Origin of the sequence: Streptomyces sp. NBC_00076 (assembly GCF_045041235.1) — a bacterium.
Classification (GTDB): domain Bacteria; phylum Actinomycetota; class Actinomycetes; order Streptomycetales; family Streptomycetaceae; genus Streptomyces.
Window position 1 is genome coordinate 10,465,051 of sequence record NZ_CP108242.1, and the last position, 17,028, is coordinate 10,482,078.

15 protein-coding genes are annotated in these 17,028 nt (G+C 70.4%); 8 read left to right on the forward strand and 7 right to left on the reverse strand.

Annotation, left to right across the window (positions count from 1 at the left end):
* Window positions 1-378: 378 nt before the first annotated feature.
* Entirely contained in the window at window positions 379-1,056 is a 678-nt protein-coding gene (locus tag OHA64_RS46705) for an SDR family NAD(P)-dependent oxidoreductase (protein ID WP_405623403.1), read from the reverse strand.
* A gap of 147 nt (window positions 1,057-1,203) precedes the next feature.
* Here OHA64_RS46705 and OHA64_RS46710 point away from each other — a divergent pair, with 147 nt between their 5' ends.
* The 6 genes from OHA64_RS46710 to OHA64_RS46735 all read left to right on the forward strand — a co-directional run bounded on the left by OHA64_RS46710 (window position 1,204) and on the right by OHA64_RS46735 (window position 8,046).
* Entirely contained in the window at window positions 1,204-1,911 is a 708-nt protein-coding gene (locus OHA64_RS46710; protein ID WP_405623404.1) for a TetR/AcrR family transcriptional regulator, read from the forward strand.
* Between the two features lie 558 nt (window positions 1,912-2,469).
* Window positions 2,470-4,062 (forward strand): ABC transporter substrate-binding protein, encoded by a 1,593-nt coding sequence (locus OHA64_RS46715; RefSeq protein WP_405623406.1) that lies wholly within the window; start codon window positions 2,470-2,472, stop codon window positions 4,060-4,062.
* 1 nt (window position 4,063) lies between these two features.
* The gene (locus OHA64_RS46720; protein ID WP_405623408.1) at window positions 4,064-4,993 is read left to right on the forward strand and encodes an ABC transporter permease; all 930 of its coding nucleotides are present in this window, start codon (window positions 4,064-4,066) and stop codon (window positions 4,991-4,993) included.
* Complete coding sequence (locus OHA64_RS46725) at window positions 4,990-5,994, forward strand: ABC transporter permease (protein WP_405623409.1); 1,005 nt, start codon at window positions 4,990-4,992, stop codon at window positions 5,992-5,994. The genes OHA64_RS46720 and OHA64_RS46725 overlap by 4 nt, the downstream gene beginning before the upstream one ends.
* Window positions 5,991-7,004: an ABC transporter ATP-binding protein gene (locus OHA64_RS46730; protein WP_405623411.1), complete on the forward strand. Its 1,014-nt coding sequence runs from the start codon at window positions 5,991-5,993 to the stop codon at window positions 7,002-7,004. The genes OHA64_RS46725 and OHA64_RS46730 overlap by 4 nt, the downstream gene beginning before the upstream one ends.
* Window positions 6,997-8,046, forward strand: a complete 1,050-nt coding sequence (locus tag OHA64_RS46735; protein ID WP_405623413.1) for an ABC transporter ATP-binding protein — start codon at window positions 6,997-6,999, stop codon at window positions 8,044-8,046. The genes OHA64_RS46730 and OHA64_RS46735 overlap by 8 nt, the downstream gene beginning before the upstream one ends.
* An 11-nt stretch (window positions 8,047-8,057) precedes the next feature.
* Here OHA64_RS46735 and OHA64_RS46740 read toward each other — a convergent pair whose 3' ends face one another.
* The 6 genes from OHA64_RS46740 to OHA64_RS46765 all read right to left on the reverse strand — a co-directional run bounded on the left by OHA64_RS46740 (window position 8,058) and on the right by OHA64_RS46765 (window position 15,012).
* Window positions 8,058-9,152, reverse strand: a complete 1,095-nt coding sequence (locus OHA64_RS46740) for an ABC transporter permease (RefSeq protein WP_405623415.1) — start codon at window positions 9,150-9,152, stop codon at window positions 8,058-8,060.
* Entirely contained in the window at window positions 9,152-10,675 is a 1,524-nt protein-coding gene (locus tag OHA64_RS46745) for a sugar ABC transporter ATP-binding protein (RefSeq protein WP_405623417.1), read from the reverse strand. Before OHA64_RS46745 ends, OHA64_RS46740 begins: the two co-directional genes overlap by 1 nt.
* 5 nt (window positions 10,676-10,680) lie before the next feature.
* Window positions 10,681-12,333 carry a GMC family oxidoreductase gene (locus OHA64_RS46750; RefSeq protein WP_405623419.1) on the reverse strand — a complete coding sequence of 551 codons (1,653 nt, stop codon included), beginning with the start codon at window positions 12,331-12,333 and terminating at the stop codon, window positions 10,681-10,683.
* The gene (locus tag OHA64_RS46755) at window positions 12,333-12,512 is read right to left on the reverse strand and encodes a hypothetical protein (RefSeq protein ID WP_405623421.1); all 180 of its coding nucleotides are present in this window, start codon (window positions 12,510-12,512) and stop codon (window positions 12,333-12,335) included. Before OHA64_RS46755 ends, OHA64_RS46750 begins: the two co-directional genes overlap by 1 nt.
* Before the next feature lie 129 nt (window positions 12,513-12,641).
* Window positions 12,642-13,790, reverse strand: a complete 1,149-nt coding sequence (locus OHA64_RS46760) for a substrate-binding domain-containing protein (protein ID WP_405623422.1) — start codon at window positions 13,788-13,790, stop codon at window positions 12,642-12,644.
* Between the two features lie 181 nt (window positions 13,791-13,971).
* The gene (locus tag OHA64_RS46765) at window positions 13,972-15,012 is read right to left on the reverse strand and encodes an NAD(P)-dependent alcohol dehydrogenase (protein ID WP_405623423.1); all 1,041 of its coding nucleotides are present in this window, start codon (window positions 15,010-15,012) and stop codon (window positions 13,972-13,974) included.
* 111 nt (window positions 15,013-15,123) lie between these two features.
* Here OHA64_RS46765 and OHA64_RS46770 point away from each other — a divergent pair, with 111 nt between their 5' ends.
* Together OHA64_RS46770 and OHA64_RS46775 are read left to right on the forward strand one after the other, a co-directional pair.
* Window positions 15,124-15,924 carry an SDR family NAD(P)-dependent oxidoreductase gene (locus OHA64_RS46770; protein WP_405623425.1) on the forward strand — a complete coding sequence of 267 codons (801 nt, stop codon included), beginning with the start codon at window positions 15,124-15,126 and terminating at the stop codon, window positions 15,922-15,924.
* 228 nt (window positions 15,925-16,152) lie between these two features.
* The gene (locus tag OHA64_RS46775) at window positions 16,153-17,022 is read left to right on the forward strand and encodes a branched-chain amino acid ABC transporter permease (RefSeq protein WP_405623427.1); all 870 of its coding nucleotides are present in this window, start codon (window positions 16,153-16,155) and stop codon (window positions 17,020-17,022) included.
* The last annotated feature ends 6 nt before the right edge of the window (window positions 17,023-17,028 follow it).

Genomic DNA, 17,028 nt, shown 5'->3' on the forward strand with positions numbered 1-17,028 from the left:
TTCGGCTGGGTCCCGGACGGAGCCGACGTGCGCGTCCGGGCCGGCGCCGGGTGTGGCTGGTGCCGGACGACAGGACGGTCGACGGTCCCTCGACGGCGAGTTCGGCCCAGTCCGTAGTGCTCGCCGAGGCCGAAGACGTCGGGGAGAGGATGCCGAGTTCCACCGACAGCGCCTGGGCGCGAAAGGGGAGTTGTACTGGTGGGGGAGTGGGCAGGACGCAGGTTCAGGAGGAACGGGGGCCGAAACGGCCCCACGGGCGGGCGGCAGGTCCTCTACAGGAACACGCTCACCGGAGCTGCGCCTTCTCCTTCATCGCGCCGCGGTGCGGCATGCCCCACCGCGGCGCGATCGGGGGTCGGCGTGAGGGCCGACGCGGCTTCAGCCCCTGTAGACGATCTCGGCCTGGTCGCGCTTGGTGGCGTGCAGGTCCCAGTAGACGGAGGAGACGGCCTCGGGTGTGGCCGCCCGTAGGTTGGGGTCGATCGAGACGCCGCCGAGCGCCACGTCGATGGCGACGTGAGCGACCTGGATGCCGGTGCCGTCCAGCTCCTTGTGCAGGTTGACGACCCAGTTGCGCAGCGCCGCGGCGGCGGCGTTGACGTTTGCGACCATTGGCAGCGGGTCGAGAGAGCCGGCGCCGGTGGTGTAGAGCAGGGTGCCCGCGCCGGCCTCGCGCATCGCGGGCAGTACGGCCTTGGTGGCGGCCATCGCCCCGTACAGCTGGACCTCGATCTCGCGCTGGATGTGGGAGGGGTCGCTGTCAGCCGGAGTGGCCAGCACGGTGGATTCCATGGCGAGCGGGGAGTACTCCAGGACGTCGATGCCGCCGAACCTGGTGGCGGCGTCCTTGAGTGCCTGGGTGAGGGCGCCGTGGTCGAGGACGTCGGCGGGGAACGCGGCGGCCGTGATGCCCTCGGCGGTGAGCGTGGCGACGAGACCGTCGAGCTTCTCGCGGTTGCGGGAGATCAGGGCGACGTCGAGGCCCTGTGAGCCGAAGGTGCGGGCGATGGCCATGCCCATTTGGGGGCCGGCTCCGATGATGGCGATGCTGGTCACAGCGATCCTCTCGTGAGTCTTTGCAGGGAAGCGAACAGAATTCGGATAGGCCTATCCGATTCGTGAACCGGATAGGCCTATCCGGCTCGCTGGACTCAGGCTAGCACCAAAAATGGATAGGGCAATCCGATTGCTAGGCTGATCGGCATGACCCCTGGCTACCAGCACCCCGACGACACCGCCGCCCAGCCGCTGCGCAGCGACGCCGAGCGCAACCGGGAGCGGATCATCGCCGCCGCGCGCAGGGTCTTCGCCCGCGATGGCCTGAACGCCTCCATGGCGTCGGTGGCCCGCGAGGCGGGCGTCGGCATCGCCACCATGTTCCGTCGTTTCCCCACCAAGGAGGAGCTGGTCGCCGCGGTCTTCGCCGACCGCATGGACGCCTACGCCGACGCGGTCGCCGTCGCCCTCGAGGACCCCGACCCCTGGCACGGTTTCACCGGCTACATCGAGACCGCCTGTGCGATGCAGGCCGCCGACCACGGCTTCGCCGACGTGCTGACCACGTCCTTCCCCACCGCCAAGTCCATGGAGGGGCGCCGCAACGAGGCACTCGAGGGCATGCTGCGGCTCATCGACCGGGTCAAGGCGGCGGGCCGGCTGCGTGAGGACTTCGACTCCTCGGACATCGTGCTGCTCCACATGGCCAACGCCGGTGTCGTCAACGCCACCGGCGGCGCCGCCCCCGACTCCTGGCGGCGCGTCGTCGCCCTGTTCATCCAGTCCTTGGAGGCCCCGGCCCGCGGCCCCCTGCCCGCCTCGCCCGAGCACGAAGCCCTCCACCAGGCCATGCTCCGTGCCAGTCCGGCCGGCCTCGCCCCGCCGGAACCGGACTGCCCTCCGTACGCGTCATGAGCGGCTCGTGAAACCGGCTCGGAATGCGGTGATTGAGCATGATGTGCACGAGGAGGTCACCACCGGCGGATCTTGAGCGAGAAGGAGGGGCCAAGCGGCGCATGATCCGCGGAACGCCACGGGTGTCACTGCCACGTCGACGATGCGTTCCGAGGTGCCCACCATCTGCCGTCCTCATCCATAGTCGACGTTCTCATATGTAGACATCCATTTGTGCGCACGGGTGTGCGGTGGTGTCAACGGGCGGCGCCCCTTGACGATCAGACACACCCGTCGGTCGAGGTGCCGGGTGGTGCGGCGCTCGACAGTCGAGGGCTGCTGTCCTGAGCGGCATGCCGAGGCTTTGGGTCGGATCTCGCGGAGCCCGTGGTGGGCCGGGGCGGGGTCACGCCCGAATGTCCGATCCTCCGGATGTCTTGACGCTGCCACGGCGCCGGTTTAGCTTCGGCGTTCACAGATACAGACCAAGTGCGCAAGTGTAGACAGCTGGTGGTGAGCGGGCCTAGACCCCCGAGTTCGGAACGTGACACATCAGCACTGCCCCGGAGACACACGACGATGAAGTCCTCCGTTTCACCCGCCCAGCGCGCCGCACCGCCGCGGTCCCGCACGACCAGCGCGATGCTGCTGGCGGGCGTCCTGCTCACGTCCAGCGGGTGCGCCGTGGCCAACAGCGCGGGTGGCGACACCGGCCGCGCCGACGGCCGCACCTTACGGGTGGTGCTCACCCAGGAACCGCCGACCCTGGAGCCCTGTGAGGCGTCACTGACCGGCACGGGCGTCGTCGTCCGGTCCAACATCACCGAACCCCTGGTCGAACGAGATCCCACGTCCGGTGCACTGAACCCCCTGCTGGCGACCGGCTGGAAGCAGACCGCGCCCCGCACCTGGACCTTCGACATCCGCTCCGGGGTGACCTTCCAGAACGGCGCCCCCTTCACCGCCGAGGACGCCGCCTTCTCCATCGACCGAGCCGTCAACTCCGACCTCGCCTGCAACGTGGAGGGCTACGTGTTCGGCGACGAGGACCTCGAGGTGAAGGCGGTGAACGACGGCAGCCTGACCGTGACCACCGAGAAACCGGACCCCATCCTGCCGTTACGCCTGAGCTTCGTGGAGGTCGTGCCCCGCACGACCGACGCAAAGGCCAAGGTCCGTGTCCCGATCGGCACCGGCCCCTTCGCCGTCCGCTCCTGGCAGCCCGGAGCGGCGATCTCGCTCGACCGCTTCGACGACTACTGGGGTAAGGCCCCCGACTTCGCACGGGCCCGCTATGTGTGGCGCAGCGACGCCAGTGTGCGCGCCGCCATGATCGACAAGGGCGAGGCGGAGATCGCCGTCGCGCTGGATCCGATGGAGGCGGAGAAGGACACGACGGTCGCCTACCCCAACAACGAGACGACCGCCCTGCGGCTGGACGGCCGCGAGGCCCCGCTCGACGACATCCGGGTGCGCCGGGCGATCGACCTGGCTGTGGACCGCGAAGGCATCATCGACGCCCTCCTCGGCGGTCTCGCCGAACCGGCCGGCCAGCTGGTGCCGCCCGGAGTGGTGGGGCACAGCGACCAGATCGAACCGCCCCGGCAGAACGTCGCGAAGGCCCGCGCCCTGGTGCGGGAGGCGACCGCGGACGGAGTGCCGACCGACCGGCAGATCACCCTGGTGGCCCGCAACGGCATGTTCGCCGGGGTGTCGGAGACGGCGGAGGCCCTCCAGTACCAGATGCAGGAGATCGGCCTGAACGTACGGGTCCGGATGGCCGACACCGCCACCCAACTCCAGTACCAGCTCCGCCCGCTGCCCAAGAACGTCGGCCCCATCGCCCTGCTGATCATGCACGGCAACCAGGCCGGTGACGCGGCCTTCACCACCAGCCAGTACCTGCTGAGCGACGGCCCTCAGTCCACGTTCGGCACCGACGCTCTCGACCGGCGCATCGCCTCCGCGGGCGCAATGTCCGGCGAGAAGCGTCAAAAAGCCTTCGCCGACCTGCTCACCGAGCAGAACCAGTCCGTCGTCCAGTACGCCCATATCGCCCACATGAACGGACTGCTCGGCCTGTCACGGTCGATCCGGTACGAACCGAATTCCGCCACCGGAGACGAAATGCGGCTCGCCGAAGTCCACTCGGCCAAGGGGGCGAAGCACTGACATGATCCCTTTCCTGCGCAAGCGCGTACTCTCCAGCGCCGTCCCCCTCATCTGTGTCGTCCTGGGCGTGTTCTTCCTGGCCCGGATGACCGGCAACCCCGTCGACCTCTATCTCCCCCTGAGCGCCACCCCCGAGCAGCGGGCGGAGTTCTCCGCCGCGCAGGGCTTCGACCTGTCGATCCCGGCGCAGTTGTGGAACTACCTCGTCGACGCCGCACAGTTGGACTTCGGCACCTCGCTGCGCACCGGGCAGTCGGCGGGCTCGATGGTGATCGACGCGTTTCCCGTCACCCTTCAACTCGCCGGTGTGACCATGCTGTTGGCGATCACCGGAGCCGTGCTGGTCGGCAGCCTCGCCGCCTACCGGCCCAACTCCCTGATCGACAGGATCGCCAGCCTGCTGTCGATGACCGCCGCCAGCATCCCCGACTTCTGGTTCGCCATCATGGGCGTACTGGTCTTCGGCGTGAGCCTCGGATGGCTGCCGACCTCGGGCACGCTCGGCGGCCCCGAGATATGGGTCCTGCCCATCGCGACCCTGCTGATCCGCCCCTTCGGCGTACTGGTCCAGGTGGTACGCGGCAGCATGGTCAGCGCGTTGTCCGCCCCCTACGTCAAGATCGCCCGGAGCAAGGGCGCCACGCCCCGGCGCGTGGTCTTCGGGCACGCCCTGCGCAACGCCGCCACACCGGTCCTGACCGTCGCGGGCGACTTGACGGTGGGCCTGGTCAACGGCGCGGTGATCGTCGAGACGATCTTCGGCTGGCCCGGCATCGGCAAGCTCATGATCGACTCCATCCTCCAGCGTGACTTCGCGGTCCTCCAGGCAGCCGTGCTCCTGACCGCCGTGACGATCTTCGCGCTGAACCTCCTCGTCGACGTCTGCCACGCGCTGACCGACCCCCGAGTGCGACAGGCGGTGCCGGCGTGAGCGAAGCAAGCAGCAAGACCCGAGAGGAGGCCGACGTCTCGGACGTCGCCGACGTCTTGGACGTCTCGGACGGAGCCTCCACCGCCCCCCACCGGCGGCCGAGCCTGTGGCGGATGCTGGGCCGGGACCGGGCCGCGGCCGTCGGGGCCGTCATCCTCACCGTGGTCGCCCTCGTGGCCCTCTTCGGCAGGCTGTTCATCGGCGACCGCGCGCAACGCCAAGATCTGGACGCCTCCCTGCGTCCACCGTCCCTGAGCGACGGGGTGTACGGGCTGCTCGGCACCGACGTCCTGGGACGCAGCATCTTGGCCCGGCTGATCGAGGCGGCGGCGACGACGCTGTCCGTCGCCGTCCCGGCGGTGCTGTGCTCGCTGGCGATCGGCTCGGCCCTCGGGCTGTGGGCCGGCTACCACGGAGGACGCCGCGAGAGTGTGGCGATGCGGCTCGCCGACGTGATCCTCAGCTTCCCCTCGCTGCTGATCGCGGTGGTCGTGCTGTACGTCTTCTCGCCCAGCGCGCTGAACCTCGTACTGATCCTGGCCGTGACCCGTATACCGGTGTACCTGCGCACCGCGCGGGCCGAGGCGGCGGAACTGCGCAGCCGGCTGTTCGTCGACGCGGCCCGGACCTTCGGCACACCCAGCTCGGTGATCATCTACCGGCACCTCCTGCCGATCGCCCTGCCGACCCTGCTCACCGTCGCCACCCTCGACTTCTGCTTCGTGATGCTCACCGAGTCGTCGCTGAGCTTCCTGGGCATCGGAATCCAACCCCCGGACGTCAGTTGGGGCCTGATGGTCGCCCAGGGACGGCAGTACCTCCAGACCGCGTGGTGGATCACCGTGCTGCCGGGACTCGCCATCGTGCTCACCACCGTGTCCGCGACGGTGCTCGCCGCCTGGGCCCGCATCGCCACCGACCCCGCCCAGCGCTGGCGCCTGACGCTGCCCAAGAAGCGCCGGGCCGTCTCGGCCGCCGTTCCTCCGGAGATGATCCCGTGACGAGCACCACCGCTTCCGCCCCGACCACCACGGACACCCCCGCCCTGGAGGTCGAGGGACTGTGCGTGGACCTGAGTACCCCCTCCGGGACGGTACGTGCGGTCGACGGCGTCAGCTTCAGCGTCCGCCGCGGCCGCACCCTGGCCCTGCTGGGCGAATCCGGCTGCGGCAAGTCGATGACCGCGCTGTCCGTGGTCGGTCTGCTGGACCCCGCGGCGTCGGTCACCGGCGGTGCCGTCCGGGTCCGGGGCGACGACACCCTCCGCATGAGCCCCGCGGAACGCCGCAAGCTGGCCGGCCCGGTCCTGTCGATCGTCTTCCAGGACGCCCTGACTGCCCTCAACCCGGTGCAGCCGGTGGGCAGACAGATCGGCGAACCCTTCCGCATCCACCACGGCCTCTCCCGGCGCCAGGCCCAGGAGAAGGCGATCGAGCTGATGACACGGGTGGGCATCCCCGAGCCGAGGCAACGGGCCCGGTCCTATCCCCACCAGTTCTCCGGCGGCATGCGGCAGCGGCTGCTCATCGCGATGGCCGTCGCCCTCGCTCCCGACGTGCTCATCGCCGACGAACCCACCACCGCCCTCGACGTGACCGTGCAGGCGCAGATCATGCGGCTGCTGCGGGACCTCCAGGACGAGCGGGACATGGCCGTCGTCCTGATCACCCACGATCTGGCCGTGGTCGCACAGCGCGCCGACGACGTGGTCGTGATGTACGCCGGCACGGTCGTGGAGAACGGACCGGTGCACGACGTCTTCTTCGCACCCCGCCACCCCTACACCCGGGGACTGCTCGACTCGGTGCCCGAAGGCAGCGTGCGCGGACGCCCGTTGCCCGCCGTCCCCGGCAGCCCGCCCGAGCTGAGCGCGGTGCCGCCCGGCTGCGTCTTCCAGGCCCGTTGCCCGCTGGTGCGCGAGCGCTGTGTCCAGGAGCGGCCGCCCCTGCGTACGTCGGACGACGGTCGCTTCGCCGCCTGTCACTTCTCCGAGGAGCTCGACCGTGTCTGAGTCCCGCGCCACCACCGCCGCCCCCGGGGCCCGAGCGGACGGCACCCAGGAGAGCGCGCCGCTGCTGGAGGTACGAGGGGTCACGAAGACTTTCGGCAGCGGCCGGCGCCGGATGACCGCCCTGGACGGGGTGGACCTACGGATCGGCAGGGGCCAGACCCTCGGGCTCGTCGGCGAATCAGGCTGCGGCAAGTCCACCCTGGCGCGGGTGCTGCTCGGGCTGGAGCGTCCGGACGCGGGCACCGTGCGGTTCGACGGATCCGATCCCTTCGCGCTGCGTGGCAAGGAGCTGCTGGCCTGGCGCCGGCGCGTGCAGATGGTCTTCCAGGATCCCTTCGCCTCGCTCAACGCGCGCATGTCCGCCGCCGACCTGATCGGCGAACCCTGGCGCACCCACAAAGACGTCGTACCGGGGGCGAAGGCCCGCGACAAGCGGATCCGCGAACTGCTCGCGCTGGTCGGTCTGCGGGAGAGCGACGCCCACCGCTACCCCAACGAGTTCTCCGGCGGTCAGCGCCAACGCATCGGCATCGCCCGCGCGCTCGCCCTGGACCCCGATCTCATCGTCTGCGACGAACCCGTCTCCGCCCTCGACCTGTCGGTGCAGGCGCAGGTCCTGAACGTACTCTCCGACCTGCGAACGCGCCTCGGTGTCACCTACCTGTTCATCTCCCACGACCTGTCCGTGGTCCGCTACATCTCCGACCGGGTCACCGTGATGTACCTGGGCAAGGTCGTCGAACACGGGGACACGGAGGACGTCTTCGAACAGCCCCGACACCCCTACACGGCCGCGCTGTTGTCGGCCGCCCCCGTCCTTGACACCGGCCGGGACCCCCGCAGGGAGATCGAGCTCCAAGGGGAGATCCCGTCTCCCTTCGACATCCCCTCCGGGTGCCGCTTCCGGACCCGGTGCTGGCGTGCCGAGGACCGGTGCGCGACCCAAGCACCTCCCGTCGTCGTGCGGGAGAGGGCGGACGGTGCCGAACCCCACACCGCCCTGTGCCACTTCCCGCTGGAGGCGGAGACCGCGGGGGCCTGACCGGCTCGCAGTCAGGCGGCCTCCTTGCGCGGTGCGCGGCGCCGGGTGAGGCGGGTGCGGAGGCCCAGCCGTCCGCCGGTCACGACCAGGGCGACGATCAGGACGAGACCGGTGAACAGGCTGGGGGCCCACTGGGCGGAGGTCGCGAGGCCGAGGCCCACCGTCCCGGTGCCCAGCAGGAGGATCGCGATGACCGTGCCCCAGGAGTTGAAGCGGCCCGCGCGGAGCTGGGTGGCACCGACGAAGGCGGCGGCGTACGACGACAGCAGATAGGGCGTGCCCGCCTCGGGAGAGCCCGAGCCGATCTGCGAGGCGAAGACGACGCCCGCGCACCCGGCGATCGCCGAGGACGCGACGAGGGTGAGGAAGCGAAGACGGTCGGTGGGCACGCCCTGCAGACGCGCCGCGTCCGAGTTGAAGCCCGTCGCGTACAGGCGGCGCCCGCTCGCGGTGTGCTCCAGGACGAACCACAGCGCGGTCGCCACCACCAGGAGGTAGAGGACGGGGATGGTGAAGCCGCCCGCGCTCTTCTGCCCGATGCTCGCGAAGGGCTCACGCAGGAGTTTGACGCCGGTGATCGACGTGCCGTCGGTGAACATCGTGATGAATGCCTGGATGAGCGACCCGGTCGCCAGCGTCGCGATGAACGAGTCGACCCGCAGCGTCACCACGACGATTCCGTTGATCACGCCGATCACCAGGGCGGTGCCCATGGCGAGGGCGATCGCGCCCCCGGCGCCGATGTCAGTGGAAATGATCACCTTGGCGGTGATGACGCCGGTCAGCGACATGGTGTAGGCGATCGACAGGTCGAAGACGCGCGCGGCGAGCGGCGGCACCACGCTCAACGCGACCAGGCCGGTCACCGCGTTGCTGTTGAGTACCTGCTGGAACGTCTGCCAGGTGGGAAACGTGTCCGGCGCCCAGAACGAGAACACCACGATGATCACGATCCACACGTAGACCGCGCCGATGTTCGTGAAGGTCAGGCCCGTGAGCGCACGGCGTCTGAGCGGGGGTCGAGTCGGCGGCGAGGCGGGTGGCGCCTCGGTCGACTCGCCCACGGACGGGCCGGTGCCGGTGGGGTCGGCGGCGGTGGTGCTCATCATTCGGTTCCTTCCATGGCATGGACGAGCGTCGGCTCGGTGATGGCCTCACCGGCGATCTCCCGTACGACCCGGCCGTCGCGCAGCACGAGGACCCGGGTGCACAGGGCGAGCAGGTCGCCCACGTCCGACGAGGAGACGATGACGCCGAGCCCTTGGGCCGCCTGCTCCTTGATCAGGTCGTAGAGCTGGAGCCGGGTGGCGATGTCGACACCGGCCGTTGGCTCGCACAGCACCAGCACCTCGGGTTCGAGGGCCAGGCAGCGGGCCATGACGACCTTCTGCTGGTTGCCGCCGCTGAGTGTGGTGATAGGGGCGTCGCGGCCGGCGGTACGGATCCCGACCCGGTCCACCCAGTCGTCGACGACTGCGGCCTCCTGCCGGCCGTCGAGGATGCGCCGCCCCGTACGGAGCCGGGACAGCAGCGGCAGCGTGAGGTTCTCGGCGACGCTGAAATCGGCGATCACACCGTGGGCGGCCCGGTCGCCGGGCACCAGGGGGATGCCGAGGCGGGCGGCGCGGGAGGCGTCGCACCACTCCGGCGACCGGGCGGGACAGCGCAACTGCCCTTCCACGTCACCGGACCAGGCGCCGGTCACGACGTACGGCAGCACGTCGTGACCCGAACCGGCGAGCCCGGTGATACCGAGCAGTTCACCGAGAGCGAGGGAGAACCCGAGCTCCCGGAGCGGACCGCCGGTCAACTCCCGAGCTTCCAAGGCGAGTTCGCCGGACCGCGAAGTCGCCGGGACCTTCGGGCGCTCGGCGGAACGCTCCGTCGCCTCGCCGGCCATGAGGGAGGCGAGGCTCTGCGGTGTCAGCCCCCGCACGGGCCGGGTGGCGATGCGCCGGCCGCCCCGGATGACGGTCACCCGGTCCGCCACCTGGAAGATCTCGTCGAGGCGGTGCGACACGTACAGCACGCCCGCTCCGCCCCGCCGTACCTCCCGCACGATGTCCAGGAGCTTGCCGACCTCGCCCGGCGGGAGTACCGCGGTCGGTTCGTCCAGCACCAGCAGGCCCTGGTCGGCCTCCCATCCCTGGAGTGCGGCGGCGATGGCCACCACCGTGCGTTGCACGGGCGTGGCGTCCACCAGGGGACGGCGCACGTCGATGTCCAGGCCGAACCGGTGGACGAGTTCCACGGTGCGCTGCTCCTGCTCGCGCCAGCGGATGTTGCCGAGGCGGCTGCGGGCGAAGCCCCGGCTGAGCGCCAGGTTGTCCATCGCGCTCAACTCGCCCACCAGGCCCAGCTCCTGATGGACGAAGCGCAGCCGGTCGTGGTCCGAGCCGAGGTCGAAGGGCTCACCGTCCAGCCGGGCCTCGGCTCCCGCGTCGGCCTGGTGGTAGCCGGCGAGGATCTTGATGAGGGTCGACTTGCCGGAGCCGTTGGGGCCGACCAGGGCGTGGATCTCGCCCTGCGCGATGTCCAGATCGACGTCCCGCAGCGCCTGGGTCCCACCGAAACGCTTGGACAGTCCGGTGATGCTCAGCACCGGACTCGTCGTCACTGTGTCCGTCATCCCGATCACGACCCGCCCCGTACGGCCAGACTTTCGACGCCGGTGGTCGGGTTCGTGCGACCTGTCATGAGGTCCGCGAGCCGTTCCGCGGCGGCGATGGTCGGCAGGTTGGTGTTGGCCCGCGGCACCTCGGGGAAGACCGAGGCGTCGGCGACCCACAGCCCGTCGACCCCGAGCACGCGGCCGGCCGGGTCGACCACCGCGCGCGGGTCGTCGGGCGCGCCCATGCGGCAGGTGCCGCAGATGTGTCCGGTGTCGCCGATCGTCTCCAGCAGCCACCGGTCGATGGCGCTGTCGTCCGTGAGCGTGTCGATGCCCGCGCCGGCGAGGTCGACGGCGATGTGCTCGAAGGCGGCGTCGAACGACCCGGAGCGGACCAGCTCCAGGCAGCGGTGGACGCCGTCCCGCATCCGTGTCAGGTCCCCTGGGTCGTTCAGCAGGTTCTGTTCGATGAGGGGGTGGACGTCCGGGTCGGGTGAGGCCAGGCGCAGTGTGCCGCGGGAGAACTCCTGGTTGGCCCACAGACACAGCAGTCCCGGACCGCCCGAGGCGTGGCCGCCGCCCGCACCGCCCCAGGTGCCGCGGGCCCCGTCGGCCACCAGGTGCGAGTCGTTCATGTCGGGCAGGGCGAGGGTCTGATTGATCGACACGATCATCATGTCGTTCTCGCCGGCGCCCGCCAGATCGGACGAGTAGCGCAGACAGCAGTTGGTCTGCCGTTCGTCCAGGCCGGGCCGTGCCTCGGGGCGCTGGTGGAGCCAGAACAGCGCCAGCGGGTGCTCCTGCATGCCCTCACCGACCGGCAGCGACGCCACAGGACCTCCCGGTCCGATGCCGGAACGCAGCAGGATCGAGGGGGAGTGGACGGCCCCGGCGCAGAGCACGACCCGCGCGGCGCGGACCTGTGTCCAGGTGCCTTCCACGCGCACCCGCACACCCACCGCACGACCGCCCTCGACGATCACCTGATCGACCGTCGCGTCACCCACGATCCGCAGGTTCGGCCGCTGCCGGGCGGGCTCCAGGTAGCCGTCGTTGGCGGTGACCCGAGCACCGTCGCGGGCGTTGATTCCGTAGGGCGAAACGCCGGTGCCCGTGGGCCCGTTGTGGTCGTCGCACCACGGGTGGCCGATGTCCATCGCGGCTTCGGCGAGCGCGTGGTCGGCGGGGCCCCACGCCTCACGCCCGAGCCGCTGCACCGGGATCGGGCCGTCGGCGCCGTGGTGGGTCTGGTCGCTGAAGTCCGCGTCGCTCTCCATGCGCCGCAGGTACGGCAACATCTCCTCGTACGACCAGCCGGGACAGCCGTAGGACGCCCAGCGGTCGTAGTCGTCGGGCAGCGCACGGATGGCGATCATTCCGTTCACCGATGACGAACCGCCGAGACCCCGGCCGCGCACATGCGGGCGGCGCTCTTGAGCGCCGCTGCGCCGCGACTCCAGATTGGGCCACTGGAACGGCGCGCACGCCGTCCCGTCCAGCGCCCGCCAGCCGTTCATGCTGCGCATCTCGGGCGGGGCCTCGGCGGACCGCCAGTCCGGTCCGGCCTCCAGGAGTACGACCTCCTGGCTGGGGTCCTCGCTCAGCCGGGCGGCCAGCACACAGCCCGCGCTGCCACCGCCGACGACCACCCAGTCGGACTCGATCACCTTGCCCATCACGCGCCCACCTCCACTCGCGGGCGCTCGGGGACGGTCAGGTCCTGCTCCAGCGGGGCCGACGCCGTCCGATGGCCGTCGTCGACGGCAGTGGGCGCGGAGCGTACGGCTGTCGCTGTCCGGCCGCCACGGGGATGAAGGGAACGGGAACGGGTGAGATCGAGGAGCTGTGTGGACATGCGGTGACTCCCATATGCGCTTCGTCGCGCGATCGGGTTCGTGAGCCAAGCTGAAGTAGCTTCAGGGCTGCGAAGCGTCGGTGATGTGCTGGAGGGCGGGGGCGGGGGCGGGGACGTCGGGAACGGACGTCAGCTCTTGCCCCACAGCTTCTTGAACTGGGCCTGGTAGTCCTCGACGAGCGGGAACTGCGTCTTCGTCGAGATCAGGGTGTCCTTGGTGATGAGCATGAACGGCAGCTGGGCGTCCTGCGTCGGCTTCATCGACTGGCCGGTGAAGTGCCGTGCCAGCCCGTCGGCCTGCGCCCACGCGTTCTCGATGTTGTTGAACGCGACGGCGGCCTGCGTCTGACCCGAGTCGATGTACTGGTAGTTCGTGGACTCGCCGACGTTGACGATCGTGTGGACCTTGTTCTGCAGTCCGGCGGCCCGCAGCGCGGCCGGCACGCCCACGTTGAGCAGGGCGAGCGAGAAGGCGATGTGGGTGACCTTGGGGTGCGCGCGGACGTAGGAGACCACGCGGTCCGGCATGTCCTTGCCGATGGCGCTGATCGGCACGTCGACCTTGTCGTACCCGCAGCCCGCGCACCACTTCTCGTAGTCGCTGCGGAAGGCGTCGGCGACCGGCTTGAGGATGCCGAAGGTCGGCATGTCGAAGTAGACGGTGTCGGCGTCGCCTCCGCTGTCCGAGGTCACCCAGGACGCCATGATCTTGCCCTCGACGTCCACGACGTCGGGCCCGTCGATGAGCATGCTGATGCCGTCGCCCGCGGTGTCGTCCGTGGAGGACTCGACGACGGGGATCTTCATATCCTTGAGCTGCTTCAACTGCTTGGCGAACACGCTGCGCGGGAATCCGGAGGCGATGACCGCGTCGGGCTTGTCGCGCACCGCCTGCGTCCAGGCGGCCTGGACCGACTGCGGGGTGCCCTGGGTGGGGATCTTGTTGACGCTCCAGCCGAGCACCTTGGCAGCCTCGGTGAAGTAGTTCGCCAGGTCCTGGCAGGACTGCACACCGCACAGGATGAAGTCGATCTTCTTGCCGGTCGGGACCGGCTTGCCCACCGGCTGCGTGATACCGATGCTCGTCGGACGCTTCGAGTACTGGGCGAGGACCGCCTCGGCCGCCTTGACACCGGCGGAGTTGCCGCCGGCCGCCTTGGCCGGGCTGCTCGCGTCGGAGTTGCCGCCGCACGCCGCCAGGGCGAGCAGTGCGGCGGTGGTGAACAGGGCCGTTGTGGCGCGGGTACGGCCCTTTGAGCTGGTTCTGCGACGTCTCATGGCACTTCTCCTGTCGACCGGGCGACGGCTCACGCCGTGCCTCCATGCCGTGCAACCTGAGTTCAGTTCAGGTGAATGTAAGCGCGTCGGGTCCGGCAGGCAACAGTTGTGCACACGATTGATCGCGTCTCTTCAATCAGCGGCAATCAACGTCCATCAGCAGAGAGACAGGAGACGCGTGTCAGTCGGGCAGCAGAACCGCTCGACCTCGCACGCGCCCCTGGCGCAGCCGGTCGAATGCCTCGGGTGCGGCGGACAGGGGGAACTGCTCCGTCTCGACGTGGAGTGAGCCCGCGCGGGCGAGGGTGATGACCTCGGCGAGTTCGGGGCGGGTGCCCCAGAACGGCAGGGAGAGCCGGAAACCCGCGGGAAGGAAGCCCGGCTTGCGTACCGTCAGTCGGCCGCCTCCGCTGCCGACCACCGCCAACTCCCCGCCGGGGCGCAGCAGTTGGACGGCTAGGGCGAACGTCGCCTCGTTGCCGACGAAGTCGAGTACGGCGTCGACTCCCACACCGCCGGTCTCCGCCCTGAGCACCTTGGCCGTGTCCGCCCCCATCGGGGCGCCGAGATGCGCGCCGGACCGCAGGGCGAGGTCCACCGCCTCCTCGCGGATGTCGACCGCCAGCACCCGGCTCGGGGTGGTCGCACGCACCATCTGGACGGCCAGGTGCCCGAGCCCGCCGACACCGATGACCAGGGCGACGGTGCCCTCGCCGAGCGCGTGCCGCACTCCGGCGAGGGCGTGATACGACGTGAGGCCCGCATCGGAGAGCGGCGCCGCCTGCGTGGCGGGCAGGTCACCGATCGGCACCAGGTGGCGGGCGGAGGGGACGAGGAGGTACTCGGCCATCCCGCCGTCCCGGCCGAGCCCGACCCCGTGCCAGCCGAGGCCGCCGCGGCGGTCGCAGTAGTTGTCCCGACCGGCGGCACAGCGGGTGCAGTTCCCGCATCCCCACGGGCCGTAGACCACCACGCGTTCACCCGCCGCCATACCTTCGGTGTCGGGGCCGAGGGCCGCCACATGACCGGCGACCTCGTGGCCGAGGGTGAACGGCGGCCGGTAGGGGAGTGCTCCCTCGGCCGCGTCGATGACATGGACGTCGGACTGGCAGAGCCCCGCGGCTTCCACCCGCACCAGTACCTCGGTCCCGCGCGGGATGGGGCGCTCCAGCTCGGCGAGCGCCGGTTCCCGTCCCCATTCAGTAAGCCGCACCGCTTGCATGCACACCGTCCCGGGTCTTGTCAGTTGGCCGATGGTGACGGTAACAGAGGTGAAGTCAGTTCAGTAACGATTGGGTCGACGCCGAAACGCGGCCGAGAGGGAGTGCGCGGGATGGACGGGAACGAGCGAGGGGCCAGGTTCGAGGGCAGCGTCGTACTGGTGACGGGTGCCGCCTCCGGAATGGGGGCGGCGGTCGCCAGGCAGGTGGCCGCCGAGGGGGCGCGGGCCGTGGTCGTCGCGGACGTGAACGGCGCGGGTGCCGCGGTCGTCGCCAAGGAGCTGACGGCCGGCCGTGCGGTGCCGCTCGACGTGGCGGACGCCGCCGCGGTCGACGCGGTTGTCGAGGACGTACTGCGCGAACACGGGGGGCTGGACGTCGTCGTGCACGCCGCGGGCGTCGACGACCCGGAGGCCAAGCGGCTCATCGCGGACGCCCTGGTCGAGGGGCGTCCCGTCGAGGTGACCGACCGGCTCGACGACGCGGCCTGGCGGCGCGTCACGCGCGTCAACCTGGACGGCACCTTCCATGTGCTGCGGGCCGCGGTACGGGCGATGCGGCCGGTGGGGGCGGGTGCGATCGTCGTCATCGGCTCCTCCTCGGCCTTCGACACCCCGGTCGGTTATCCCCACTACGCGGCCTCCAAGGCGGGGGTGCACGCCTTGAGTCAGGCGGTGGCCAAGGAGGTCATCGCGTCCGGGATCCGGGTGAACGTGGTCGCGCCCGGCCCGACGGAGACCGGGATGGCGGCGCGCACGCCCGAGGTCCTGCGCAGCGGTTTCGCCGACCCCCGGGTGCGCCCTTACGCGACGCCCGAGGAGATCGCCGACATCGCCCTCTTCCTCGCGAGCGAGGCCTCGGCGAACCTGGTCGGCGCCGTGCTGCTGGCCAACGGCGGCCGGTTCACGACCTGACCGGGCGGGGGCCGTCGGCCACCCGTCGCAGGCCGCCACTGTGGCGGTCCCGGTGGGGTCGTCGGCCCCGGCTCTCCATGGTCGACAGCGCTCGAATCAACTCGTGCAGGGGTATTGCCCCTCCCCGGCCCGTTGCTTACGGTTCATGAATTGAGTTCAGTTTGTAATGCGCGCGGGTGACCTTGAGCGTGCCGGGCGCGCGGGTCTGGGTGCGAGGAGACGGTCGACGTGGATCAGTTCCTGCTCATCCTGGTGAGTGGTCTCGCCAGTGGTGCGGTGTACGGCCTGATGGGCCTCGGGCTGGTGATCATTTATCGGGCGACCGATGTGGTCAACTTCGCCCTCGCCAGCCTGGCGACCGTCGGGTTGTACGCGGCGCTGGCGCTGAACGAGCGGGGTCTGCCCCTGCTGCTGGCCGCCGTGGCCGCGATCGTCACGACCGCGGCGGTCGGCCTGGTGGCCCGGGAAGCGGTGATCAGGCCGCTCGCACAGGGGGAACTCCTCTCGGCGCTCGTCATGACCATGGGCGTCTCGCTCATCGCGGAGAGCGCCATCAGCACGATCTGGGACGACCAGCCACGGCTTTTCCCGAGCCTGGTGGAGGGCTCCGTATCCCTTGGCAGCGCCGCCGTACCGGCACAGAGCCTGCTGACCATCGCGGTGGCCGCCGTCGCGATGGCGCTGGTGGCGTACCTCTTCGGACGCACCAGCATCGGCACCGCGATGCGCGCCGTCGCCGAGTCAGCCGACACGGCACGGATCCTCGGCCTCGGTTCCCAGCGCATCGCCCGGATCGCCTGGGCGCTCGGGCTCGGCCTCGGGGCACTCGCCGCCTTCCTGTACGCGCCCCGGGCCGGACTGGTGCCGACCGTGCTCAGCGCGCCGCTGTTCCGCGCCTTCGCCGGGATCTTCCTCGGCGGTCTGACCAGCATGTACGGGGCCGTCATCGGCGGGCTGACGGTCGGCGTCCTGGACAACCTGGCGGCAGGTTATGTCTCGGCCGGCTACCGCGACACGTTCGTCTTCTCGTTCACCATCCTCGTGCTGCTGATCCGCCCGCAGGGGCTGTTCGGCGTACGCACCTTCCAGCGGGTCTGAGGGAGC